Annotated in this window: 23 protein-coding genes and 1 tRNA gene; 13 read left to right on the top strand and 11 right to left on the bottom strand. The window is 31.3% G+C overall.

What is annotated here, in order from left to right; all coding sequences use genetic code 11:
• On the bottom strand, positions 1–2,399 hold a 2,399-nt coding region (locus tag RMO70_RS09025), incomplete at its 3' end, for a reprolysin-like metallopeptidase (RefSeq protein ID WP_310556109.1).
• A gap of 243 nt (positions 2,400–2,642) precedes the next feature.
• Between RMO70_RS09025 and RMO70_RS09020 the strand changes: the two genes are divergently transcribed.
• Positions 2,643–4,706, top strand: coding sequence for a T9SS type A sorting domain-containing protein (locus RMO70_RS09020; protein WP_310556108.1), 2,064 nt, complete (start codon positions 2,643–2,645; stop codon positions 4,704–4,706).
• A 97-nt stretch (positions 4,707–4,803) separates the two neighbouring features.
• Here RMO70_RS09020 and RMO70_RS09015 read toward each other — a convergent pair whose 3' ends face one another.
• Positions 4,804–5,178 (bottom strand): helix-turn-helix transcriptional regulator, encoded by a 375-nt coding sequence (locus RMO70_RS09015; protein WP_310556107.1) that lies wholly within the window; start codon positions 5,176–5,178, stop codon positions 4,804–4,806.
• Between the two features lie 146 nt (positions 5,179–5,324).
• Here RMO70_RS09015 and RMO70_RS09010 point away from each other — a divergent pair, with 146 nt between their 5' ends.
• The 5 genes from RMO70_RS09010 to bioB all read left to right on the top strand — a co-directional run bounded on the left by RMO70_RS09010 (position 5,325) and on the right by bioB (position 12,702).
• Positions 5,325–6,293: a hypothetical protein gene (locus RMO70_RS09010; protein WP_310556106.1), complete on the top strand. Its 969-nt coding sequence runs from the start codon at positions 5,325–5,327 to the stop codon at positions 6,291–6,293.
• Between the two features lies 1 nt (position 6,294).
• Entirely contained in the window at positions 6,295–9,912 is a 3,618-nt protein-coding gene (locus RMO70_RS09005) for a PKD domain-containing protein (protein ID WP_310556105.1), read from the top strand.
• A 91-nt stretch (positions 9,913–10,003) separates the two neighbouring features.
• A complete protein-coding gene (locus RMO70_RS09000; protein WP_310556104.1) occupies positions 10,004–10,933 on the top strand; it encodes a bifunctional riboflavin kinase/FAD synthetase in 930 nt (309 codons plus the stop codon).
• A gap of 89 nt (positions 10,934–11,022) precedes the next feature.
• A complete protein-coding gene (locus tag RMO70_RS08995; RefSeq protein WP_310556103.1) occupies positions 11,023–11,466 on the top strand; it encodes a hypothetical protein in 444 nt (147 codons plus the stop codon).
• Between the two features lie 138 nt (positions 11,467–11,604).
• The gene (gene bioB, locus RMO70_RS08990) at positions 11,605–12,702 is read left to right on the top strand and encodes a biotin synthase BioB (protein WP_310556102.1); all 1,098 of its coding nucleotides are present in this window, start codon (positions 11,605–11,607) and stop codon (positions 12,700–12,702) included.
• A 37-nt stretch (positions 12,703–12,739) separates the two neighbouring features.
• Here bioB and RMO70_RS08985 read toward each other — a convergent pair whose 3' ends face one another.
• From RMO70_RS08985 to mce, 4 genes are all read right to left on the bottom strand, one after another.
• The gene (locus tag RMO70_RS08985) at positions 12,740–12,946 is read right to left on the bottom strand and encodes a PID-CTERM protein-sorting domain-containing protein (RefSeq protein ID WP_310556101.1); all 207 of its coding nucleotides are present in this window, start codon (positions 12,944–12,946) and stop codon (positions 12,740–12,742) included.
• Between the two features lie 222 nt (positions 12,947–13,168).
• Positions 13,169–13,456 (bottom strand): GIY-YIG nuclease family protein, encoded by a 288-nt coding sequence (locus RMO70_RS08980; RefSeq protein WP_310556100.1) that lies wholly within the window; start codon positions 13,454–13,456, stop codon positions 13,169–13,171.
• 53 nt (positions 13,457–13,509) lie between these two features.
• Positions 13,510–13,583: transfer RNA gene (locus RMO70_RS08975), tRNA-Ile, on the bottom strand.
• A 45-nt stretch (positions 13,584–13,628) separates the two neighbouring features.
• The gene (gene mce / locus RMO70_RS08970; protein ID WP_310556099.1) at positions 13,629–14,033 is read right to left on the bottom strand and encodes a methylmalonyl-CoA epimerase; all 405 of its coding nucleotides are present in this window, start codon (positions 14,031–14,033) and stop codon (positions 13,629–13,631) included.
• Positions 14,034–14,140: 107 nt separating this feature from the next.
• Here mce and rbfA point away from each other — a divergent pair, with 107 nt between their 5' ends.
• From rbfA to RMO70_RS08955, 3 genes are all read left to right on the top strand, one after another.
• Complete coding sequence (gene rbfA, locus RMO70_RS08965) at positions 14,141–14,533, top strand: 30S ribosome-binding factor RbfA (protein WP_310556098.1); 393 nt, start codon at positions 14,141–14,143, stop codon at positions 14,531–14,533.
• 1 nt (position 14,534) lies between these two features.
• Positions 14,535–15,734, top strand: coding sequence for an FtsX-like permease family protein (locus RMO70_RS08960; protein WP_310556097.1), 1,200 nt, complete (start codon positions 14,535–14,537; stop codon positions 15,732–15,734).
• 151 nt (positions 15,735–15,885) lie between these two features.
• Complete coding sequence (locus RMO70_RS08955) at positions 15,886–16,869, top strand: glycosyltransferase (protein ID WP_310556096.1); 984 nt, start codon at positions 15,886–15,888, stop codon at positions 16,867–16,869.
• Here the strand turns inward: RMO70_RS08955 and RMO70_RS08950 are convergent.
• The 3 genes from RMO70_RS08950 to RMO70_RS08940 are packed head-to-tail and all read right to left on the bottom strand — an operon-like array spanning position 16,841 to position 19,696.
• Positions 16,841–17,854, bottom strand: a complete 1,014-nt coding sequence (locus RMO70_RS08950; RefSeq protein WP_310556095.1) for a glycosyltransferase family 2 protein — start codon at positions 17,852–17,854, stop codon at positions 16,841–16,843. The two genes, RMO70_RS08955 and RMO70_RS08950, sit on opposite strands and share 29 nt — an antisense overlap.
• 22 nt (positions 17,855–17,876) lie before the next feature.
• Complete coding sequence (locus tag RMO70_RS08945) at positions 17,877–18,692, bottom strand: glycosyltransferase (protein WP_310556094.1); 816 nt, start codon at positions 18,690–18,692, stop codon at positions 17,877–17,879.
• Positions 18,693–18,709: 17 nt separating this feature from the next.
• On the bottom strand, positions 18,710–19,696 hold the full coding sequence (locus RMO70_RS08940) for an acyltransferase family protein (RefSeq protein WP_310556093.1): 987 nt from the start codon (positions 19,694–19,696) through the stop codon (positions 18,710–18,712).
• A 532-nt stretch (positions 19,697–20,228) separates the two neighbouring features.
• Between RMO70_RS08940 and RMO70_RS08935 the strand changes: the two genes are divergently transcribed.
• The gene (locus tag RMO70_RS08935; protein ID WP_310556092.1) at positions 20,229–21,656 is read left to right on the top strand and encodes an MATE family efflux transporter; all 1,428 of its coding nucleotides are present in this window, start codon (positions 20,229–20,231) and stop codon (positions 21,654–21,656) included.
• Positions 21,657–21,748: 92 nt separating this feature from the next.
• Here RMO70_RS08935 and RMO70_RS08930 read toward each other — a convergent pair whose 3' ends face one another.
• A complete protein-coding gene (locus RMO70_RS08930) occupies positions 21,749–22,102 on the bottom strand; it encodes a helix-turn-helix transcriptional regulator (RefSeq protein WP_310556091.1) in 354 nt (117 codons plus the stop codon).
• 135 nt (positions 22,103–22,237) lie between these two features.
• Between RMO70_RS08930 and RMO70_RS08925 the strand changes: the two genes are divergently transcribed.
• The 3 genes from RMO70_RS08925 to RMO70_RS08915 are packed head-to-tail and all read left to right on the top strand — an operon-like array spanning position 22,238 to position 25,920.
• Positions 22,238–22,432, top strand: coding sequence for a hypothetical protein (locus RMO70_RS08925; RefSeq protein ID WP_310556090.1), 195 nt, complete (start codon positions 22,238–22,240; stop codon positions 22,430–22,432).
• 53 nt (positions 22,433–22,485) lie between these two features.
• Positions 22,486–23,232 (top strand): GLPGLI family protein, encoded by a 747-nt coding sequence (locus RMO70_RS08920; RefSeq protein ID WP_310556089.1) that lies wholly within the window; start codon positions 22,486–22,488, stop codon positions 23,230–23,232.
• Between the two features lie 3 nt (positions 23,233–23,235).
• The gene (locus RMO70_RS08915) at positions 23,236–25,920 is read left to right on the top strand and encodes a TonB-dependent receptor (RefSeq protein ID WP_310556088.1); all 2,685 of its coding nucleotides are present in this window, start codon (positions 23,236–23,238) and stop codon (positions 25,918–25,920) included.
• A 5-nt stretch (positions 25,921–25,925) separates the two neighbouring features.
• On the opposite strand, the gene dusB is transcribed toward RMO70_RS08915, so the two are convergent.
• Positions 25,926–26,918, bottom strand: a complete 993-nt coding sequence (dusB, locus tag RMO70_RS08910; RefSeq protein WP_310556086.1) for a tRNA dihydrouridine synthase DusB — start codon at positions 26,916–26,918, stop codon at positions 25,926–25,928.
• Positions 26,919–26,993 lie beyond the last annotated feature (75 nt).

Genomic DNA, 26,993 nt, shown 5'->3' with positions numbered 1-26,993 from the left:
GCAGCCCAAGTTAAACTCAAAACCGTATTTTGACCTACAGCATTGTTTGCAGGAGTAGTCAAACTTGCACCTGCAAAATTCGGACTAAATACCTCCAAATACATAGGAGCTGTTTTTGTAACGGCTCCAGATGTACCCGTTACAATAATGTTCGCTATACCAATTGTTGTACTTGCAGTCGTATTTACTGTCATTGTTACTACACCAGAAGCAGTTAGTGAAGACGGTGAGAACGATACTGATGTATTGGCTGGAATTCCAGTGGCTGTAAACGTTGTTGTTCCTGTAAATCCTGCTAATGCGGTATAATTTATTGGATAGGTAATCGTTGAAACACCTTGACAAACAGGTTTATTTTGTTGTCCCGCAACTCCGTTAAATGCAACTGCAAATGAAGCTGCAGCTGTAGTTGTAGTAAAATTAGCATTGGATACATCTAAAAAAATATTATTGTGGCCACGAACCATTATTCTACTTGTACTCCCAGAGTTATTAGGCATTGTTATAGTTTCGCTTCCATCATTTGGTACTTTACTAGCTAATAAAGTGGAAAATGTGGTTCCTCCATTACTGGAAAAATAAATATCAACATATTTTGTATTTACTATGCCTATATCTGTGTTGGCTTTGTTCCAAGTAACGGTTTGGTTGCTTCCTGGAGCCCATGAAACGTTTGTGTTTGGAGCTGTCATAATAAATGGTCCCGCAGCAGAACTTACTGTTACTTTCTTTAAGTCTGAAGCGGTTTGTCCACCAGTAGCTATATTATCTCTAACGGTCAAAGAAAAATTCAAATCTCGAGATACAGAGGAACAAAATTCCATTGTAGTTGATGTTTGTCCTGTTAAAATATTTGCCAATGGAGGCATAAATCGATTTGGTGAAATTGTTGAATTTTTTGATCTAAACGTAGGCCCAACTAATCTTGCAGCTGTCGGAGCGGTTGCAGAATTGGGATCTTCGGGATCGTTTTGTTCCCAATTATAGGTTATAGCATTACCATCTGGATCAGTTCCTATCCCTTCAAGAATAAATGGTGTAGATCTTGGAATTATATAATCTGCACCCGCATTAGCTGTTGGTGGATTGTTTGAAAAATTAGCAATTTGTGACGCAGGAATATTTGAACTTATTCCAAACTGAACATTGTCTGAAATGTCTCTAATGTTTACATAAGCAAAATAAGCATCACTATTGTTTTGAACACTTGGGTCGCAAATACCTGCATACCCCATAATAGTGGAACCTGATCCTGGCTCAACTTCGGTTAAGCCGCTTCCTGATCGGCAATCTGAGCTGCTTTGGGTGTGAAAACCGCCAAACTGATGTCCCATTTCATGCGCCACAAAATCAATATCAAATGGATCTCCAGTTGGGTTGGGACTTCCTGTCATACCAGTTCCTTTGTGTTCTCCAGAAGGCGGATCTGTATTTGGTCCTGCAACACAACCAATGCATCCAGCATTTCCTCCACCAGAAGTATTAAAATTATGACCAATGTCATAGGACGAAAAACCCACATTAGCATCAATAGTAAATCCCGTTTGATCGTTATATTCTCCGCTCCAAGGGTCCGCATTTACATCACCAAAATAGATCAAAGCATCATTGTTTGCTATAAAAATCATAGTAATTGACAAATCTTTTTCATAAATACCATTTACTCTAGTCATAGTAATGACCATTTGCGCCTGAATGTTTGCCTTTTTTTGAACATCAGTTCCAGTTCCAGCAAAAATATTTCCATATTCTGCAGTGCAAGATTGTGCTAATCGATACGTTCTCAATTTTTTATCGTTTGTGTTTAATCTTTGATTTGGATTTGAGTTTCTATCCTTTGTAATAGAAGGAAGTTTAACATCTGAACCAGTTAAACAATTGAAATCGTCAAGCGGTTTTGTTAATGAAGCTTTATTGTAAACAATGTAAGTCTGCCTGTCTTCCGTGAAAGGATCAATAAAAACGGTGCTTTTTTCTCCAGACAAAATCATTGAATGCAAACCTAATTGTGTTACCGAGAACCGTGCTACAGCTGTTGGATCATCTATACCTTGTGCTGCATACGATTTTATCATAGGAAATTTTGCTTCAAGAGCTGCTTCCATAATTGGCATTTCATAAACTGTGTAGCGTTCTAAGCCTCCTTCCGCATTAGGCAATTCGATTATAATCGATGAGGTGGAACGGGCATCAGTACTTTTTTTAGCGCCAACAAGTTGGCTTTTAAGCAATGCACTATTCAAATTAAAGAGCTTGTATTCCTTGGGTGTGGAATTTCTTTTTATTTTTTTAATTCCTTTGGATTGGCCTTCGTTTACAACACTCCAAATACTTGAAGTTTGTGCTTGTGTTATTACAAAAGTCCATAAACTAATGATTATTAGTACTGTTTTTTTCATTGTGAATAATTTTTAATCTGTAAATTATGAGCTAAATTAGTGTTTTTATAAAAATACACAACTTATTTAACAAGATATAAATGAATCTACTGTATTTGACTGTTGATTTTTAGTTAATTGTCAATCTAAGGTGATAAAACTTAATTTTAAACAATGCTTTTCCTACGTAAAGTCACTTATTAATCAATAAATTTTACGTTTATTCAATTATATATTATATTCGTTGTCTAAAAATTATTCACAATGAAAAAAAATATCTTACTTGGAACATTATTTTTTTGTTTGGTTAACTCAATAACTGCTCAAAAAATCACCAAAGAAAAACCAGTTTTTGAAAAAAACACAAAAAGCATTTCGAATTCGGGATTTGTTAGATGCTCTTCTAATGAATATGAAGAAATGCTCCGAAGCCAATATCCAAAAATGGAAACTAGAGCGCAATTTGAGACTTGGATTTCTAAAAAAATAGAAGAACAAAAAGCGTTTCAAACTGTTTCTTCACAATCGGGAGGAATTATTTATATTCCTGTTGTTGTCCATGTTATTCATAATGGTGATGCCTATGGAGTGAATGAAAATATTACAGACGAGCAAGTAGAATCACAAATCACTGTAATGACTCAAGATTTTAGAAAAATGACCGGAACTCCTGGTTTTAATACCAATCCAGTAGGAGCGGATACACAAATTGAATTTGTTTTGGCTAAAGTAGACCCTAGTGGCAATCCAACTAATGGTATTAATAGAGTAAATCTATGTCAAGAATCTTGGAGCAGAACAGGTATTCAATCTACGGTAAAACCATCTACAATTTGGGATGCAACACAATATATGAATATGTGGTCTGTTAATTTTACAGATACAACCCTCTTAGGTTATGCTCAGTTCCCATCTTCATCTGGTTTGACAGGCTTGAATGCAAATGGAGGTTTATCTACTACTGACGGTGTGGTTGCAAATCACAACACATTTGGTTCAAGAATTCTTGTACCAAGTGGAACTTATGGTGGAACGCAATATGACGAAGGAAGAACTATGACACACGAAGTAGGACATTATCTTGGGTTAATTCACTTATGGGGAGATGGTGATTGTACGGTTGATGATTTTTGCAACGACACTCCAAACTGTAATGGTCAATATTTTGCTGGAGAAGGAACAGGAGGATGTACCAAACCAATACAGTGCGATGGTCTTCAAAGACAAACTGAGAATTATATGGATTATTCAGATGATTCTTGTATGAATATTTTTACAGTAAATCAAAAAACAAGAATTACAACTGTTATGAATAATTCTCCTAGAAGATTATCTTTGAAAACATCTACAAAAGATCTTCCAATTGCACTTTTTGCAAATGATGCAGAAGTAAAAATAGATGCTTATTGTTCTTCTGCTGATGCTACTTGTATCCCTCCAGTTAACCAACATCGCGTTTTTTTATATAACAGAGGAACTGCTAATTTAACATCTGCTGCTATTAGTCATAATGAAGGAGGTGCTAGCGCAATAATAAACTGGACAGGTAATTTAGCACCAAATAAATACGCAACTATAGTTATAAATGCAGTATTAACTACTGGTACTTTTAACGCTTCTGTTTCAACGACAAATGGAGTTACTGACCAAAGAACTACGAACAATACTGCATCTAAAACATTTGTATTTACACCATTCTTAACACCTCCTGATTATTTGTATACAACCTATAATTTTACACTAGTTGGAGATAGATATGGCGAAGAGACCACTTGGAATATTAAAAATGCTACAGGAACAACATTGTACAGTGGTGGACCATACACAAGGTTAGCAGCATCTGGAACACAACCTTTAGTTACCAATGTAGCTTGGAATTTGCCTGCAAATGGCTGCTACACCTTTACAATAAACGATAGTGCAAATGACGGTATTAACTCAACTCCAACCAATTACGGAGCAGGTTTTTATAACTTGAAAGCAAATGCCGGAGCCGTTACTGTTTTTTCTAATACAACTTTTTCAACAGCTACAACTAAACACACTTTTACTAACGGAACTTTATCTACAAATTCATTTGACTTGTTAGATGCGACTGTTTTGTATCCAAATCCAACAACCGACATTTTAAATATTTCCATTTCAAATGGAGTTGGATTACCTTACGATTATGAAATATTTAATAGTATTGGTCAATCCATTCAAAAAAACAAAATCACAAAAGAGTCTGACTTATCGTTAAGTACTTTGCAATTTTCAAGCGGAATCTATTTCCTTAAAGTAAGCAAAGACAATAGCTCAAAAACATTACGTTTTTTTAAAAACTAATTTTTAGCAAATAACAAAAAGGATTGATTTTAGATTGCCCCCAAAAAGTTACACACTATTTGGGGAACTTTTACTCTGTTATCATTACCTGTGTTTGTTATTTCGAGGAACGAGAAATCTCATCCAATTTTCCTCTCAAATACACCACTTCCTCCTTCAAACTCTGAACTTGATCTTGATACGACTTACGTTCGTGCTCAAAAGTCTCATTAATAAACTTTTTGACATTAAAAAATCCTTTTGAATCTTGATTGAACGTATTGTTAAACACCTGACTTTCATCAAAATTAATCAAGTCGTTGGCGCTTATATCAAAAATAGTAGCTAGTTCTTGAATAGTATCTATACTTACTTTGGTTTTGCTGTTTTCAATATCAGAGTAAGCAGGTTGCGAAATCTTAAGTTTTTCTGACATATATTCTTGAGAAAAACCTTTTAACGTTCTTATTTTTCTAATTTTTTCTCCTATCATAGTTATTTATTTTATTTCAAAAATAAGCATAATTTATCAAATAACCTGATACTTTATAAGGATGCGATTTTTATAAAGCTACAATATAATACTAAATTTGCACAGAAATATAAAATATATCAGATAAATAATAATAAAAAGGCTTTATGACAACAACAAAAATGATTTTTTTAGGGATTTTAGGATTGAGTAGTTTATTAAATAATGCTCAGAATGTACAATCAGATGCATTTGCAACTAGTGGAGGATTAAATGCTGGAACCGCAACAGGAAGTACTAACAATACTTTTTATGGGTACAATTCTGGTGCAATTACAATAGGCGGATCAAATAATGCTTTTATAGGATATGATACTGGGAAGCAAAACACTACTGGTTCTCAAAACACATTTGTTGGAGCCGTAGCTGGAGTTTCGAATACAACAGGCTTCTCAAACGTATTTATTGGAACAGGTGCTGGAGCTCTTTCGCAAGACGCACAAAAAAACACTTTTGTTGGAAATTCATCTGGGAGTAGATTAAGAGGAAGTAATAATGTTGCATTAGGTTGGGATGCAGGCTTTAATACAAATGAAGCATCAACTGGAAATATATTTATTGGCGCAAATTCAGGTTTCAATAATAGAACTGCTTTTGAAATTAGCAACAAACTTTTTATTGATAATTCAAAAACACTTACTCCATTAATTTGGGGAGATTTTGCAAACGACGAATTAAAACTAAATGGGAAAGTGGGAATTGGAGCTGTTGCAGTTTTCCCAACTACGGCAGGAACCGTAAATGTGTCAAATTATAAACTTTTTGTAACTGGCGGTATTCTCACAGACGAAATAAGGGTTAATTTAAGTAATGCAGGTACTTGGGCAGATTACGTTTTTGCTAAAAACTATAAACTCCCTACATTACTTGAAGTAGAAAAACAAATACAAGAAAAAGGACATTTAGCCAATATGCCAAGTGCTGAAGAGGTTGCAGCAAACGGAATAGAGCTTGGGGAAATGGCAAAATTGCAACAAGAAAAAATTGAAGAATTAACACTCTACCTGATACAGCAAAATAAAGAAATTAATGAACTCAAAGCAATGGTAAAAACTCTTATTGAAAAAAATAAGTAAAATGAAAAACTTATATATTTTTCTGCTTCTTTTATTAGGAGTAGTTGGGTTTGGGCAAAACAATACGTATTCTTCTGATATTTGCGGAACCGATGAGGTAATGAAATCAATAATTGGTAAAAATCCTGAAATAAAAAAGCAAATGGATTTGCTAAATTTAAAAGTTAGTAATTTAAATCACAAAGCTAGAACTGTAACGCCTTTAAAGCTAACAATACCTGTAGTTGTAGGTGTTGTTGAGGTTTTGGGCGATGGTAGTGATATAGAAAACATCACAGACCAACAAGTAAATAGCCAAATTGCAGCACTAAACATCTATTTTGAACCCGCTGGTATAAATTTTTGCTTGGCAAAAAAAAATGTTGACGGATTTGCTAGCACAGGAATTATCAGAATTCGATCATATGAACAAAACACAAACTTGGATTCAATGGTAACTTTAAACCGAAATATAATTGGATTTGATAATTGTCTTAAAATATGGGTTGTTAAAAACATTGTTGGTTTGGATAATTCATCATCCGTTCAAGGTTTTTCAACTTTTCCTAATACGACAAGTATTTTTGATGGAATTGTAATGAAATATACAGCCTTTGGCGATTTTAATACTTGTGGTTGTAATACACTAGATCCATTTAGTTCAAGTGGAAAGATTTTAGCGCATGAAGTTGGGCATTATTTTGGTCTTTATCATACATTTGAAGGAGGTTGTTCAGGTGCAAATTTAGCAACTTGTTCCACAAGTGGTGATTTAGTTTGTGACACTCCTCCTGTAATTCAGCCCAATAGAGGTTGCCCTATTGGAATTGATACTTGTTCAGACTATTTGAATCGTCCCGATGACATAAATAATTATATGGATTATGTTAATGAAAACTGCATGCTAGGTTTTACAACTGGTCAAATACAGAGAATGAAAGACATAATAAATTTGAGCAGACCACTACTAGTGGACCCAGCTAATATTATTGCAACTGGAGTTCAATGCATATCTACTCAATTAACTGCTAATTTCTCGGCTAGTAAATATTCTGCTTGCTCTAACAATGGTTTAGTCAATTTTTCTGGAAGCAATAATAATCCCGTTGGCTCAACATATTCTTGGGTTTTTGGAGATTCTTCATCAACACAAAATTCATCAACATTACAAAATCCATCTCATCAATTTAATACCGCAAACAGTTTGCCATATAATGTAACTTTATCGGTATCCGATGGATTAAATACGGTAAGTAATACTAAACAAATATTTGTATCTAATTGCTCTCCAATATTAAACACTGAAACCAATTGGACTTTTGGTGTTAGTGCAGGTCTTAACTTTAGTTCTGGAGTTCCCGTGCCAGTTATTACAAACAGAAGATTTAACTATTATTTAGAAGCTTATGGTAGCCAATCAGACAGTCAAGGAAATTTTTTGTTTGATTGCAATGGTGAAGAGATAACAGATAGTAATAACATTAATTCAATAGCACCGTCAGTTAGTGACGGTAAAAGTGCTTATGATGGAGTAGTTATTGTTCCTCACCCATCTGATAGTAGTAAATATTTTACATTTTATCGTTCAGAAGCATCTTCAAGATTATTTGAAAATGGGTTTAGATATAGTGTTGTAAATGTAAGTGGAACTTCTGTAACATCTAATCCCACAAATGTCCTAGTTTCATCTCCAACAGGATTAAATTATATTTCATCTAACGTAGTAGGTAATGGAGTTATAGGAGGGGAAGGAATTGCTGCGGCAAAAGGATGTGACGGTTATTGGATTGTTACTTCAGGAAAAACTACAATAGGATACAATATTTTAGTTTACAAGCTCAATCATTTGGGAGTTGTATCTCTTGCTAAAGAAATACCTATTACTGCTATTGATAATACTCCACCTAATAGCTTATACCCATCATATCTTATAAGTTTTGAATTTTCTCCTGACGGTAATAAATTACTTTTGAATACAGCTGGTGGAATTAATTTACCACATACTTTATTATATGATTTTAATAAATTTACAGGAGACGTTAGCAGTAATTTTTTAGAATTGGGTAACTTTAATGGTTTTGGTATGAGTAATTTTTCATTTAGTCCCAATTCTAAAGTTCTCTATCTTTGCGATAGATTCGGTTTGTATCAATACAATCTGAATAATTCTGATATTTTGGCTAGTAAAAAAACTGTAATGTCAAGCAGGACTCAATCTATTCAAAGAGGTCCTGATGGAAAATTATATATAATAGTCAGACAAGATTCCAAAAAAATGGGAGTAATACATAAACCTAACAATATTATTACTAATTTGGATCCGAATGCTTGTTTTTTTAGTAATGACGGTCCTACTTTTGAGTCTTTTACAACAAATAATGTAAATATAGGATTTAATTTACCTAATATGATTGATGCAAGTACATCAACAGTATTTAACAATACTATAAGTAGTTATGCTAATGGATGCAACAGCTATAAGTTTTTCCCCAATGTATGTGAAACTTCTTTTAATTGGAATTTTGGAGATTCAGCTTCAGGCTCAAATAATACCTCATCATTAACAATACCTGAACATACCTATAGCATACCAGGAACTTATACTATTACTCTTTTGAATAGTGTAACTAATCAATTTATAGCAAGTACATCAGTAATAATCAGTAATGTTAGCACCCCTTTAATACTTGGAAATACTACTGTTAGCATTGGTCAAGAAAGCATTACTAATAATTCTGTTTTATTACAACAAGGTGAAACCATTGTTTGGAGTGCTACAGGTGGAAATATTATAGGATTCAACAATGAATCAAATGTAAGTATAAATTGGAATTCCTTACCTGCAAATCTTGTTGCAACTATAACAAATGCTTCTGGCTGTATTAAATCGAGTACAATTACAATTACTAATATTCCATTGATTACAACAACTTTTAACGCTATTGCGCCAATTTGTTCAGGATTGACAATGTCTCCTTTGCTTACGACATCGACTAATGGAGTTTCTGGATCTTGGTTTCCAGATTTTAAAAATCTCGTTACAACTAGCTATCTTTTTACACCAGCTGCAGGGCAAAATGCTACAACCGCTAATTTAACAATAACGGTATTGCCAATTAGTGATCCTAGTTGTTTAGCAAATTCTTGTTTGCCAAATTTAACATTGTCAGCACCAGAAGCTAATTCAGCTATAACTTACAAACGTGTGAATTGGATTGAGACTATGGCTAATTACACAACCGCTATTAGTCAAAACATTACAATGAAAGCAGGAGATTTTATTAGCTTAAAATCTGGAACACATATAAAATCTGGCTCGCTCTTTTTAGGAAAAACAGAAGCTTGTGTAGCAATTGCTACAAGAATAAGTACACAGGAAAAAGATAATTTTAATAGTAAATCATCGATTATAAATATTTATCCTAATCCTACAAGAGATTATGTAACAATTGGTTCACCTACTTCAATCTTAAAATCAATAATTATTACCTCGTTAGAGGGTAAAATAATCTTTACTAATAATTTTGTTAATAATAACCAGATTGATATTGATGTAAAATCATATGGCAATGGGCTTTATATAGTCTCAATACTTACACAAGACGGTATCATTACAAATCAAAAGCTTCTTAAAAACTAATTTTTTATAGCACATAACTAAAAGGATTGATTCATTTCAATCCTTTTTTTTTGAATAATAACTTAACTTTGCACATCTAAATAAAAACATTTTGAAGGTATTTCAATCCATTTCGGAATTTAATTGTACTAAAAAAACAGTAGTAACTCTTGGTACATTTGACGGTGTTCACTTAGGGCATCAAAAAATAATAAATAGACTTTTAAATAGTTTAGAAAACCAAAATTTAGAAAGCGTTGTATTAACATTTACACAACATCCAAGAAATGTGTTGTATACTGAAACTAAAATTAAACTTTTAAACACCAACGAAGAAAAAGTACAACTGTTAGAAAAAAAAGGGGTTAACAATTTAATTATTCAAAATTTTGACACTGCCTTTTCTGAACTCTCTGGCGAAGAATTTGTAAAAAATATTCTAGTCGAAAAACTTAACATTCAAAAAATAATTATAGGCTACGACCATCGATTTGGAAAAAACAGATTGTCTGATATTCACGATTTGATTTATTTTGGAAAAAAGTATCATTTCGATGTAGAGCAAATTTCTGCACAAGAGATAAACGACATATCCATAAGTTCAACGCAAATTAGAAAATCAATCTCTGAAGGGAATATAAAATTAGCAAACCAATATTTAGGTTATAATTATACTTTTTCAGGCATAGTAGTCAGTGGAAGGCAATTAGGTCGTACCATAAATTTTCCGACAGCAAATCTAGTTTTGGAAAACAATCAAAAAATAACACCTAAAATTGGGGTTTATATCGTGGAAAGCGTCATTCAAAATAAGAGAATTGAAGGGATGATGAACATAGGATATAAACCTACAATAGATGGAAAAGAAATTAGCATTGAAGTACATTTTTTTGATTTCAATCAAGACATTTATGATCAAAAAATAACCGTCTCTCTTTTAGAATACATCCGAGACGAAATTAAATTTGATTCTTTTGAAGAGTTACAAGTACAGCTTCAAAAAGACAAAAAAATTTCATTTGAGTATTTTAACAAAAAATAATTTTTTTGTTAAAAACTTGTTTTATATTGCTTTTTTAAATAAATTTGATAGACACTTTTTAATTATTTAACAATTTAAATTTTAAAATTATGAGTCTTTCTAAAGAATTTAACAATGGAATATTAATATTTATTTCAATAGGAATATACTTTTTACTTATGGAACTCCTTGGTTTATCTGATGTGTTTTACCTAAGACTATTAAACATATTTATTGTGATTTATTTTCTAAACAAAACCATCAAATCTAATTTTAATGAAGGTAAAACGGAGTATTTAGACAACCTTATTTCCGGAACTTTAACCTCGCTAATTGGTGTTGTATTAAGTGTTGTAGGTTTATTAATCTATATTTCTATGAAAGGTGGCGATGAATATATGAAAAAACTGTCTGCAAATTTTTTGTTTGGTGGTGGTGAGCCCTCAATGAACCAATATTGTATAGGATTGCTTTTTGAAGGAATTGCTTCATCTATAATTATAACATTTACCTTGATGCAATACTGGAAAGACAAACCTGTAAAAGGATTTTAATTCGATTTTAGAGTAGTTAGTTATGTTAAAAATGTTTTTAGAAACTAAAAATTCTAAAAACATTTTTTAGTTTAAGTGCTTATGATAATATAGTTTAAAATGAAATTCCTATTTTTGAAGAATATTTAAGATTTCATTATGGGTATGCAAAAAAATAATTGGACAAAAGAAGAAATAATTTCAATATACAACAAACCGTTGATGGATCTGCTTTACGAAGCGGCTTCAATACATAGAGTAAATCACGATCCAAATGTAGTTCAGGTTTCTACACTCCTTTCTATAAAAACAGGAGGTTGCCCGGAAGATTGTGGTTATTGTCCACAAGCTGCAAGATATCACACAGATATTGAAGGAAATGATTTAATGAGCGTTCAGCAAGTTAAAGCACAAGCTTTGCGAGCGAAATCATCAGGATCCTCAAGAGTTTGTATGGGTGCTGCTTGGCGAAATGTGAAAGACGGTCCAGAATTTGATCAAGTTCTTGAAATGGTCAGAACAATAAACAAGCTAGATATGGAAGTGTGTTGTACACTTGGTATGATAACCGAGAACCAAGCACACCGTTTAGCCGAAGCTGGATTGTATGCCTACAACCATAATTTAGACACCTCTGAAGAGTACTATAAAGAAGTTATTTCAACTCGAGGATTTGAGGATCGTATTCAAACCATCGAGAACGTTCGTAAAACCAATGTAACAGTTTGCAGTGGTGGAATTATTGGTATGGGAGAAAGCATAGAAGATAGAGCTGGAATGCTAGTGGCATTGTCTACACTAAATCCACAACCAGAATCGGTGCCTATAAATGCATTAGTTGCCGTTGAGGGCACACCAATGGAAGAAGAAAAACCTGTAGAAATTTGGGAAATGATTCGAATGGTTGCCACTACCCGTATTGTTATGCCAGAAACTCAAGTTAGACTATCGGCCGGTAGAATGAATATGAGTAGAGAAGGTCAGGCAATGTGCTTTTTTGCTGGTGCAAATTCGATTTTTGCGGGAGATAAATTATTGACTACTCCCAATCCTGATGTAAATGAAGATATGAAAATGTTTGAAATGCTTGGATTAATTCCTCAAAAACCTTTTGTGAAAGTATCCCAACCTGAAACAATTGAAGCAGTTGATTCAAAATTTGAATCTCTAGGAGAAAAGCCTAAGTGGTCAAGACCAAATCATACAATTGAAAAAAATATTGAAATTTCCACAAAAAACAGAAATGAAAAAGTATAAAATAAAGAAAAAGCTTCCTGAAACCAGGAAGCTTTCTTTATTTAGATTGTAATTTAAATTTTTTTATAGAATAAAAACCGTAAATTAATCCTACAATTAGCAAGACCACTACGAATCCATCAACTGGCAATCCAGGTGGCGGTGGCGGTGTTGGTGGTGGTGGACCACCAGGCGCAGCATAAGTCATTAATGCTGGCAACAAAGCCAACAACAATACATTAATTTTTTTTGAATAGATTTTCATAGGGCACAAAAATACAAAAAAATTATTACTATTATAATAAAAAAGCTTAAGTAACAAAAGCTTAACAATGATAAGTCAAATATTTAATACAACCAATTATTTTAATAAAAAAATTAAAAAAAAACCTCTCAATTACTTGAAAGGTTTTTAAAAAATGTGGTCCCACTTGGAATCGAACCAAGCACCTACTGTCCCGATAGCTATCGGGAGAGTCAATTTGCTCTAAATAAATTTTTGAAGTAATTTTTCAATCATTTCTGGATAACGCAAAAGATTTTCTATATAAACCCTGCTTTTCATTTTTTTGATGTGTTTTTCAATCCTAACTCCCTGAGAAACTGTATTGCATAGAATTACTAAATAAACCGACCAATCTAAAGCAATTCCTGTAAATGTTTTATCATAATAAGAACTATTGTGCTTTTCCAACCGAGATAATATACTTTCTTGAGTAAAACCTATGTAATACTTATCTAACGATTTACTATACAAAATATAACAAACTACCATATGGTGTAAAATTAAAAAAACCTCTCAATTACTTGAAAGGTTTTTAAAAATTGTGGTCCCACTTGGAATCGAACCAAGCACCTACTGATTATGAGTCAGTTGCTCTAACCGAATGAGCTATAGGACCTGTTTTGAGGTTGCAATATTACTACATTTTTTACTAATCCCAAAATTAATCTGCAATTTCTTGACATAATTCTATCAAAACGCCATTTGTCCCTTTTGGATGTAAAAAAGCAACCAGCTTATTATCGGCTCCTTTTTTGGGAATTTCATTCAAAACTATAAACCCTTCAGACTGCAATCGTGCTATTTCAAAAACAATATCTTGAACGTCAAAAGCAATATGATGTATGCCTTCTCCTTTTTTTTCAATAAACTTAGCAATAGGACTCTCGGGATTTGTAGCTTCAAGTAATTCAATCTTATTTGGCCCATTTTTAAAAAAAGAAGTTTTCACACCTTCACTTTCTACTTCTTCTTGTTTATATGCTGGAGCCCCAAAAAGCTTCTCAAATAATTGATTTGAAACTTCTAAATTTTTTACAGCAATGCCGATATGTTCTATTTTTCTCATTCTTGAAAATTTTTGAAAATAAAAGGATTTAAAATAACCCCAATTGTTTTAACTCAATAATTATTCAAAGATAAAAACATTACAACTAAAAATCGTATTTTTGCACAATGGAAACAAATAGACAAAAAAAAATAGGCGGTGTCATCCAAAAGGATTTAGTAGATATCCTACAAGGGGAAATTCGTAAAAACGGAATTACCAATCTAGTTATTTCTGTGTCAAAAGTCATTGTAACTACTGATTTGGGTGTTGCACGTGTTTATTTAAGTGTTTTTCCACAAGACAAAGCGCCCGAAATTTTAGAGGCAGTTAAGTCAAATATGTCACTCATAAAGCACGATTTATCTCAACGTGTTAAATTACAATTACGAAAAGTGCCAAATCTTTCTTTTTTTATTGATGATAGTTTGGATTATATCGAAAAAATAGACAATGCGCTCTCGCAACAAGAAAATCCTATCGAAAATAGAGATCTATTAGAAAAAAGAAGAAAATCCTAATTTGAATTTTTCGCTTTACATATCTAAACGTTATATTTTTAGTCGTAGTAAAAATAATACCATCAATATTATTACAAAAATTGCTTCGGTTGGTGTTATCGTTGGGGCAATTGTATTGTTTGTATTTATGTCTATTTTTAGTGGATTAAAAGAGTTTAGCTTATCTTTTAGTAACGATTTCGATCCTGATTTAAAGATAACCCCTAAAACAGGAAAAACTTTTTTTATATCCGAAGCACAAAATAAAAAAATAAGCAACCTCAAAAGCATTGCTTTTTATAGTAAAATTGCAGAAGAACGCGTGCTGTTTTTATACAAAAACAAAGAACAAGTTGCCTCTATAAAAGGAGTCGACAATCAATATAATTTGGTAAACAATGTTACTAAAACTATTTTTAATGGACAATGGTTAGCACCAAAAACCCCACAAGTTGTAGTTGGTAGTATGATTTCGCAAAAATTGTCACTAGGACTTTTTGACTTTACAAATGCATTCGAGATTTATGTTCCAAAACCCGGGAAAGGTATGATTTCAAATCCAGAATCTGCTTTTAATAAATCTATTTTAATTCCCACAGGAATATATTCAGTTAATGATGAAATCGATATAAAATATGTTTTTGCTGACCTACAACTTGCACAAGAACTACTAGAATACAAACCCAATCAAATTACAGGAATAGAAATTGAATTGGATTCTTTATCAAAAGAAGATACGGTAATTTCAAGTCTAAATGAAATTTTTAAAAATCAAGTTGTCATAAAAACACGCGCACAACAAAACGATAGTTTGCACAAAATGCTGAATACCGAAAACACGGTTCTTTATTTAATTTGCACACTTGTTATTGTACTCATATTATTCACCCTAGCTGGCGCAATTATAATGATGATTTTGGACAAAAAACAAAACATAAAAACCTTATTTAATCTCGGAAGCCCTATTAAAGACATCCAGATGATTTTTTTATTTCAAGGAATGATTTTAACTACTTTAGGAGGAATCGTTGGTTTAATCATTGGGATTGCAATGGTTTTAGCGCAGCATTATTTTAAACTAATAATGATAACTGAAACATTACCATATCCTGTAGTATTTCGTTTTGAAAATGTGTTTATAGTACTTGCAACCATACTAATTCTAGGTTTTGCTGCATCACTTATAGCCAGTAGCCGTGTGAGCAAAAAATTATTAGAATAAGTAGAATATTCCAAATAATCTATATATTTGATTTTTAAATCACAAATGGTAATGATTTTTTCTAAATGATTTTATTGAATAAAAAAAAAGTAATTTTAATTTCAAATTTAGTCATTCTTATTATACTATTTTTGTTCTTCAAAAAACAGGTATGGAATTTAATTTAACTCAAGATCATTTAATTTCAAGCTGGATTGGAAATGTTGATAAACCATTAGTGAGTATTTTGTGTGACACTTTTAACCACGAGAATTATATTGAGCAAGCTATTTTGGGTTTTTTATCTCAAAAAACTAACTTTCCAATTGAAATAATTATACATGATGATGCTTCGACTGATGAAACGGTTAAAATTATTAAAGAATATGAAAATAAATTTCCTTTAATTATAAAGCCTATTTATCAAAAAGAAAATAAATATTCAAATAAGAATTTCTCTATTTGGAGCGATTTTACTTTTCCAAAAGCAAAAGGAGAGTTTATAGCACTTTGCGAGGGTGATGATTATTGGACAGATGAACTCAAAATTCAAAAACAAGTTGATTACTTGAAATTACATAATAATTTGTCGATAGTTTGGACTGATTATGTTTTACTTGAAGGAAATACTTTTTCTAAAAATGAATTTAGTTCAAAATTACCAAAAGAGCTTTTTATTGATTTTAATAATTTATTTAATCCTTATTGCACCCTTACCTTGACAAGTTTATTTAGGAAATCGGCTGTAAATATTAAGGATTATAAAAAATTAGAATATTGTAAAGACAATTCTTTATATGCTCTTGCATTGCAAAATGGAAATGGAACATTCTTGAATTTTGAAAGTGCAGTTCATAGAAAACATCCTGGAGGAGTATATTCATTAAGACCCGCTTTTTTTCAAAGATATTCCTCTTACCTTAACGTAAAAGAAATTTTTGAAAAAATTCTTGATGCTAAAACTAAAAACATAAAATTTGTAGTTGATACTTTATTGAAAGAAGCTGCATTTGAAGCATTAAAATTATATGTCAATAATGAAAAATTAAATTCTCAACATCGAATTGCAATTAAAAATTATCTTTTAAGTGTTAGGTTCAAAATGAAATATAGATTTTTAAAACAACTTATCTTAAAAAAATTGATTTCAAAATAACTTTAAGTTTATGTTTAAATTTTAATTCATTAAAAAAATAAAACTCAAATTTCAATACGTAAAATAAAAAATTTAGGTTATTATTCTTCGCTTTAACTATTAATTTACAAATAGTTTCATTTATCTTTTTTTCTAAAACAAACTGATTAAAAATTTTTAATTCTAAATTTTTTTTAATTAATAATTTACCACAATCGATTATTGTTTTTATTTTTTCAGGGGTTTGCCTTTCACTATATTCTAATGATAAGAAATAGCAATCCAAATTTGGTGAGTTCAAATTAATTCCAAATTCTGATAATTGATTGGTTCGAATTAACAAATGAATTTCCTTCCGATTCACATTTGTTGTAATCGTTATGTTCGATTGATGCCAACGATAATTCACTAAAACTTCTTGAATGTTATAAAATTCTGTGCTCTGAATTAATCTGGACCAAAGCTCATAATCGCCCATTACTCTAAATTCATTTTTAAATCTTAAATCCTTTAATAATGATTTTTTAAGCATTACGGTTGGATTACCAATATAACATTCAAGCAAAAAATTGACTTTCAATTCATCATGATATTCATAATGTTTTATTATTTGATCTTCGATATTGTCACCAAATAATTTAAACCAAGAACCGCACAATCCAATATTATCATTGTTTTTTAGCACTGCAATTTGTTTCTCAAATCTTGTTGAAATAGCCACATCATCGGCGTCCATAAAAGCTATAAATTCAGCTTTAGCAAGTTCTATTCCCTCGTTTCTAATTTTAGATGGTCCACAATTTTCTTTTTTATCAATTAAAATTATTCTTTGATCAATTAGCTGAAACTCTTTAATAATTTCTAGGCTATTATCCGTAGAATTATCATTTAATATTATAAACTCAAAATTGTTTAAATTCTGATTAAGAATACTCTCAATTGCTTCTTTTAAATATTTAGAAGCATTAAATACAGGCATTATTACAGAGATTTCAGGAGTTTCCATATTTGAAAAAGTTTCTTTAAAACTATCTGTTTTTTATATTATAAAACAGTTTTCTATACCAAGTATCAAAATATTTATTGTGATATTTGATTGCAATATTATACGAAATAAAAAAATCTGTTAAACTAAGATTGTTTTCTTTATAAAAATCATAGTGTTTATTATAAATGTATAATCTTGATTTATCTGAAATTGAATTGACATTCATATTGTCTGAGAGTGAATCTTTACTGTGTCTTTTTCGATAATAAAATAAAATCTCTGGTATTTTAAAAACTATTTTATTTGTTTTTATTATTTGAATCCACAAATCCCAATCTTCAGTAAAACTTAAATTAGTATCAAAACCACCAATACTTCTAAATAATTCCGTTTTAAAAACTGCACAAATTGGTATGCAATTGTTTATCAAAAAACTAGGCATTTCGAAATCATTTAAACGCCATTTTCCAGTTTGAGCTTCAAAAAATTCAATTTCTGAATAAACAATATCTATTGTTGAATTGTTTTCTAAAACTGCAATACATTTATTGACATAAGTTTGGTGTACTAAATCATCAGCGTCTAGAAACATTATATATTTACCAGATGCTTTAGTTGCTCCGAAATTTCTAGAAAATGAAGGCCCTTTATTTTCTTGATTTAATAAAATACAATTATTATTTACAGCCATGTAATTTTCTATTACAACTTTGCTATTATCAATTGAACCATCATTTACAATAATAATTTCTATATTTTTATGTAATTGATTTTCTATAGAATCTAGAGTTTCTATAATTGTTTTTTCATTGTTATAACAAGGAATTACAATCGATATTTTTATGTTTTCATTCAAAATCACTACTTTTTAATTTAAAAAAAATACGGGAATTTTTTATTTATTTTATCCAGTACAAACCAAATAACTATTGTCAATAAACATATTAATAAAAATTTAAATACCTCAAATTCAATTGGAACATTTGGAAATTTTCTGAAAACATAATAAACTGCATAAAAATGACAAAGATAAATTCCGATTGGTAATGTTGGATTTATTTTTAAAGAAGTTTTAAATTGTCCCTCTAAAACTTTATTAACCAAAATAAGTGAAATTGGCAACGCGGTCAAAAAAATATTAAATGTTCTTTTGCCTAATTGTATATAAAAATAGGATTCTAGGACAATTAGAATAAGTAAAGGAATCAACAAAAAATTAATTTTATTAATTTGAACTTTCCAGTTATCATACAATGTTCCTAATAAAATATAAGGTAAACCATAGAATAAAAAATTTCTTTCTGTCCCTAAATACCATAGTATTTCACGAAGTTTATCAACATTAAAAACCATTTGATATTTCATTATTATTTGTAAAGAATAACAAATAAACAAAAGAAAAAAGGCAATCTGGAGTTTCGTTTTCGTTTCAAAATTTCTAATCAAAAAAATGAAAAAAACTGCTAATATTGTCGCATTCAAGTACCATAAGTGACCAATTCCCCAGAATAAATCAAGAAGTAGTGATTCAAAAGTTATAATGTTTGCATTGTATGCTTTTAAAATAAACTTTAAGTAAATTAGTTGCCAAACAAAATACAATATCGCTAGACGTTTTAAATATTTTACAATATATTTCCCATCTTGTAGCCTGTTTCTTAAAAAATAACCAGTTAAAATAAAGAAAATCGGCACTACTATTCTACTAAAACTATTTAAATGAAGACAAAACATTACACCTGTTTTTGGACCAATCTCAGGAAATGAATTTGGAAGTGAATGAGCAGTTAATAGAAAAAACAACAAAACAGTTTTAAATACATCAATAGAATTGTTTCTACTTTGGTTTTTTACATTCATATTTTGTTAAGTAACATCTTTTGTTAAAGATTGCAAAATTACTAAATCTATTTTTATTTTATCATTTTAATTAATCTAAAAAATCAAATCATTGATGGTTTTCTTTTAAAACTTAAAAAAAGATGGAATCGAATTAATTACTTTTAATAACCCGTTGGGTGTTATTACTGTATTCGTCAGTTCGAGTAGAGAAGCGTATCAAGAACCGCTTTTAATGAAATTTTTCTTATTCTGTAATCCCTGAGCGAATCCGAAGGGCAATTTTTTTAAAAATATCTTATATTTAGCTTGCAACCATACTAATTCTTAGTTCTGCAGCTTCACTAATAGCCAGTAATCGAGTGCGCAAAAAATTATTAGAGTAAATCAGATTATTCAAAATAATATGTATATTTGATTTATATAATACGAACGTCTATGATTTTTTCTGTCTAGTCCTACTCTTATTTTAAACAATAAATAGGACAATACGATTTACTTTTTTAAGCTCAACAACTTTTTTGAGCAAGTTTATCATTTATCTTACTTTATTATGACAGAAACCTTTATATCAAAAAATTTATTTTTACGAATATTTTCAACTCTAAAACAAGCCATAAAAGGCGATGAAAATTTTGACTACACCTCAGGAAGCATAAAAAAAGCCGTTATTCTTCTAGCCATCCCAATGGTTTTAGAAATGATGATGGAATCCATTTTTGCATTAGTCGATTTGTACTTTGTAGGACACTTGAAACAAAGCAGTTTTGCTATTCAAACTGTTGGTTTAACAGAATCGGTTATGACTATAATTTATTCGTTAGCCATCGGAATAAGTATGGCGGCTACGGCTGTTGTTGCCCGTAGAATTGGCGAAAAAGATCCTGTTGCTGCGGCAAAAGCTGGAATGCAAGCCATTATAGTTGCTTTTGTAATCAATGTATTTATAAGTGTTCTTGGCTTTATTTATGCCAAAGACATTCTGCTATTTATGGGCGCTTCTGAGAAAGCCGCAATTTATGGTATAAATTTCACCCGAATTATGATGGGAGGAAGCCTATTTGTAATGCTACTTTTTCTTATTAACGGAATTTTTCGTGGCGCAGGAAATGCGGCTATTGCTATGAAAAGTTTATGGATTGCTAATGCTTGCAATATTATTTTGTGCCCTATGTTAATCAATGGACTAGGACCAATTCCTTCATTCGGATTGGTTGGTGCAGCAATTGCGACAACTATAGGAAGAGGCATTGGTGTGTTGTACCAAATGTATCATTTGTTTAATGGTCGAGGTGTTTTGAAGATTGTATCTTCGTACTTTATACCTGATTTTGAACAAATAAAAGCCATTGTAAAAATTGCTACTCCTGGTGTTTTGCAATTTATAATTGCTTCGTGTAGTTGGATTTTTCTAGCACAACTAGTAGCCACAACTGGCGGCGATAATGGTTCTGCGGGTTATCAAACTGCCTTGCGAATTATGATGTTTTTCATACTTCCAGCTTGGGGGTTGAGTAATGCAGCAGCGACATTAGTTGGTCAAAATTTAGGTGCTAACCAAATCGAACGAGCAGAAAAATCCGTGTTTACAACTGCTAAATACAATGTTATCTTTATGGGAACCATTATGGTTTTTACTTTACTTTTTGGGAGTTACATTGTTTCTTTTTTTACAAATAATGACGTGGTAAAAAACGTAGCTACTGAAGCCTTGCAAACCATGAGTTTAGGCTACATTTTTTATGGAATTGGGATGGTTTTAATAAATACATTTAACGGAGCTGGTGATACTTGGACGCCTACTTGGATTAACTTTTTCGGGTTTTGGTTGTTTCAAATTCCATTGGCTTATTTGTTAGCCAAACATTACAATCTAGGTCCTACTGGAGTTTTTATGGCAATCCCAATTGCTGAAACCGCCATTACACTCGCTAGTATCGTATTATACAAACGAGGAAAGTGGAAAACTATAAAAGTTTAAAAAAAGTAAGGCGCAACAATGTTGCGCCTTACTTTTTTTTAAACAAATTCATAACCCGCATAAACTTCTCGAATTTCATCAAAAATTTTGAATTAAATCTTGAACTTTCTATTTTCTTCTTTTAGAAAATTGTTTTCTTCCACTAATTTTCTAATTTGATCTATAATGTTCTCTGGAAAAAGATTTATAGTTCCATGATTATAACCAACAAAACTTCCGTCATTTTTATCAACATTATTAACTTGTTCTGTATTTTTGGTAAAAAAATCAAAATCTTTATCAAAATAATGACAAACCTTATCCATCAATAAAAAATCTATTTTTTTTGTTTGTTCATTTTCTATGTTAGACAATTTTGCTTGCGAAATGTTCAAAATAGCAGCAAGTTCTGGCTGTGAGAGGTTTTTATCTTCCCGAAGTTTCTTAATTTTAAATCCTACAGACATAATAAATATATAAATAAAACATTACGAATATTCAAAAACAAATAGTGATTATTTAATTCTGAATAGCTAACAAAAATAGTTTTTAAAATCTTTGCTACACAATAAATTTAATATTAATTTTAAAAAATTAAAAACATGAAAAAATTAGTTTTTACAGCTATCGCAATGATAGCGTTTAGCGGAGCTTCAGTGGCAAGCACAGGAAAAGTTAAAAAAGTATACAAAAGAAGCCCTTGTGACGCAGGTTGGATTCAAGCATATGAAAATGCAGGTGGTTGTGCGGCTGGTTGGGCTGCTGGAGATGCTTGGGGAGCATCACACAATTGTTAATTTAACAAAATCAAACATCCAAAGGAATCTTTGGATGTTTTTTAATTTTTTTTATGAAAAAATACTTTTTAATACTGTCAATGTTAACCATACAACATTGTATTGGACAAATAAAATACGGCTCTGTACAATATGGAAAGCTTACTTATAAAGAATTTAGTAAAGATACAGATAAAGAAATGGCAGATTGGATAGCTAAATCTCGTAATGAAGCTGACAAAATCGAATACACATTAAATTTTAATACATCCGAAGCCTATTTTTTTGCTAATAGTTCTTTAACAGAAAATGCTGGCGGTTTTAGTCTTTCAGCCATATTAGGAGGCGGAATGCTAAAATACTATCAAAACAATACCTCAAAAGAATACCGCGAATACCGTGACAGTAAGAGAACAGGAAAAGTAATTGTCAATCTAGAACAAAAAGTAGATTGGACACTTATAAACGAAACCAAAACTATAGATGGCAAATTATGCTACAAAGCCACTTCACCCTACTACCAAGATGGTAACAAGAGAGAAAGTGTAACTATAACTGCATGGTACACACCCGAAATCCCTATCTCATTTGGTCCAGCAGGTTTTGGAGGTCTTCCTGGATTAATTCTAGAATTGCAAGGGCACAAAGGAACATTATATGTAAAAAAAATAAATCTCATATTAGATAAAGCACCGGAAATAGACAAATTAGTATCCCAAAAAGCAGTTACTCAAGAAATCTATTTGCAAATGCTAATGGGAACTTTTTCGCAAGAACAGTTAGATGGAATAAAAGAGGTTGACGATAAACAAAAGAAATAAAAATTGAAATTCCAATTATACAAAAAGCAAATAATACTACTCTTAGTTTTATTTGCTTCTTTTATTTCCCACTCCCAAACTAAAACCATCACAGGGGTAGTTTCTGATACTCTAAATATACCTCTAGAATCTGCGAATGTTATAGCAAAACCATTACAGCCCAACTTTTCCCTTAAATTTGCTATAGCAGATAACAAAGGGCGATACCGATTAGAATTAGAAAATATCGCTTATGAAATTTCAGTTTCGTATATTGGTTATAGAGAAGCGGTACTACGTATTGAACAGAACAGCACACTAACTTCTCATAATTTTGTGCTTAAAAATACGGGCGAAGTTCTCAAAGAAATCATAATTAAGCATAAATTTAAACCTATAATAATTAAAAAAGATACACTTGTATTTGATGTGAAAAGTTTTGCCAACGGTAATGAACGCAAAATGAAAGAAATTCTAGAAAAATTACCTGGTGTAGAAGTTGATAAAAATGGAGGTGTCACGGTACAAGGCAAAAAAGTGACCAAAATGTTAGTGGAAGGCAAATCTTTTTTTGGAGGCGGATCTAAACTTGCAGTCGAGAATATTCCTGCCGATGCGCTTGACAAAATTGAAGTGATAGACCATTTTAACGAAGTGGGTTTTATGAAAAAAGTATCGGATAGCGACGAACTAGCGATGAACGTAAAACTAAAAGAAGACAAAAAAGAATTTGTTTTTGGAGATGTCGAATCAGGAGCTGAAGTGGCTGGCAATAATGGATTTTATCGTGCACATTCAGGCCTGTTTTATTACAGTCCGAAAACAAATATAAGTTTTATTGGAGATAGTAATAATATAGGTAAAAGTATTTTTTCTTTTGACGATTTGATGCGTTTTAATGGTGGAGCAAGTAGTTTTCTTTCAGGGCGTAAATCACTCACCAATCTGTTTTCCTTTTCAAACGACAATAAAGATGTTGTGCAGAATAAATCTCAGTTTAGCGCTGTAAATTTTAGTTACACCGCTTCGCCAAAACTTTTGATTTCTGGATTTGGTTTGTTTTCTAAAGGATTTACTGCATCTCGTAGCGAAAACAGAAATAACTATTTGCAAAACAACTTATTCTCTATAGAAAACAGGTCTGAAAACAACACCACACGTTCACTTTTAGGAACTGCAAATCTAAAATTTGATTATTCTCCCAACGAAAAAGAAAAATTCTTCTACAACACACAATACCAATCAAGCAATAATGCTATTAAATCAAATAGCAATTCGACAACCAATACAAATAGTACTGTTTTTGACAACACGAACAATGCATACAATATTTCGATAAAACAATACATCGAATGGCACAAAAATCTTAACGAAAACCATACAGCAACACTTGTTGTAAACCATAGCTATGAGAAAAGCACTCCTGAAAACAATTGGTTTACAAACCAACCTTTCTTGCTTGGGTTAATTCCTTTACAAAACGACAACAACTATGTTATTAATCAAATCAAAAAAGCTACAAACAACAGTATTGATGCATTATTTAAGCATTATTGGATTCTCAACGATTTTAATCATTTGTATACTAATATTGGAAACAATAATGGAACAGCAAGTTTTCAAACTTCAGAAAAACAAATTATTACTACAGGCACTATAAATGATTTTTCATTGGCTGGATTTGGCAATGCCATAAAATACAATTTGAATGATGGGTATTTGGGTTTGGAATACAAATTTAAAATCGGAAAATGGATAAACAAACCAGGAATTTATTTTCATTTATATCACGTAAATATTGCGCAAATTGCTGGAAATAATTCGTTTTCAAAAACACTTATTCAACCCCAATGGAATAGTGATTATGAGTTTAATCAATCAGAATCCATAAATTTTACATATAAATTATCAAATACTTTTCCTGAAGTAATCCAACTGACAAACAACTTTACTTTGCAGAGCTACAATACTGTTTTTAAAGGAAATGCCTTGTTAGAAAACGAACAATTCCATTCGGCTAATTTGCGATATTCTAAAATAAATATGTACCAAGGAATCAACTGGAACGTTTTGTTTAACTACAATAAAAAAGTAAAAACAATGAGAAATCAAATCGAAATTATCGGGATTAATCAATACAACACACCAATACTTACTGATAATCCTGAAACAAATTGGAGAGTAGTTGGTTCTTTTAGCAAGAAAATTTATAGATTTAGTTTAAAATTAAATACTAATTTGAATTGGTTCAATTACATTCAAACCATAAACAATGTTACAACTTCAAACGATAAAAACAATCAAAAAGTTGGTCTTTCTATAAAAACAGCGTATAGAAAATGGCCTGATTTCAACATTGGTTACACCAAAGGATACAACCAATTATCAGGTTTGACAAAAACCAATTATAAGTCGGACGAATTTAATGCTGATTTCGAATTCACATTTCTTAAATCTTGGACTTTTTATATTGAATATGAAAATTTGAAAAACACCAACAATAATAATCAATCCAATTTTTATGATATTGCCAATTCTTCCTTGCGATACCAAAAGAAAAATAGTCCGTTTGGATTTGAGTTTACCGCCAATAATTTCTTGAATAATGAAGTTAAAAACAACTACTCGTTCTCCGATTTTTTAATCAGTGAACAAACTATATTTGTTTTACCAAGGGTATTGATTCTATCTGTAAGTTACAAACTATAACCAATTTATACAAATGCATAATCCGCATATACATCACGAATTTCATCGAAAATTTTGAATAAATTTTCTGGTTCTTCGGTAGTTACAAGACGTTGTTTGTATTCTTTAAAAGAATGTATGTTTTTGAAATAATTGGTATAATGTCTTCGCATTTCTACAATTCCGAGTCGTTCGCCTTTCCAGTCCATAGACCAAGTAAGGTGATTTTGAGCGGCTTCAACTCGATCTAAAACAGATGGCGGCGGCAAATGTTCACCAGTTGCGAAAAAATGTTTTATTTCGTTAAAAATCCAAGGATAACCAATAGCGGCACGACCTATCATCATTCCGTCGAGACCAAATTTATTTTTATATTCTAAGGCTTTTTCGGGTGAATCGATATCACCATTTCCAAAAATAGGCATTGTGATTCTTGGATTGTTTTTTACCCTTTCGATATGTGTCCAATCCGAATGTCCTTTATACATTTGCGCTCGTGTTCGTGCGTGAACTGTCAAGGCCTGAACACCAATATCTTGCAATCTTTCTGCTACTTCATCGATATTGATGGAACTTTCGTCCCAACCCAAACGGGTTTTTACTGTAACTGGCAAATGGGTATTTTTGATAACGGCTTTTGTCAAACGGACCATCAAATCAATGTCTTTCAAAACGCCCGCTCCAGCTCCTTTACAAACTACTTTTTTTACTGGGCAACCAAAATTAATATCAACCAAATCCGGATTTACTGCATCTACAATTCTGGCAGACATTCCCATTGCTTCTTCATCGCCACCAAAAATTTGAATTCCTACTGGGCGTTCGTAATCGAAAATATCGAGTTTTTGACGACTTTTTATCGCATCTCGAATGAGTCCTTCAGAAGAAATAAATTCGGAGTACATCAAATCGGCTCCGTGCAGTTTGCACAAACGACGAAAAGGCGGATCACTCACGTCTTCCATAGGCGCAAGTAGTAGCGGAAAATCAGGTAATATGATGTTGCCTATTTTGGGCATCGTGATTATTTTTTTTGCAAAGATAGGATAAGATTTTAGATATTTATAAAATCTGAAATTATAGATAAATTAAAT

It is taken from the genome of Flavobacterium sp. (assembly GCF_031422135.1).
In the GTDB taxonomy this organism is placed as follows: domain Bacteria; phylum Bacteroidota; class Bacteroidia; order Flavobacteriales; family Flavobacteriaceae; genus Flavobacterium.
Note: the sequence above shows the minus strand (reverse complement) of the source record. Positions and strands in the feature narration are given on the sequence as shown.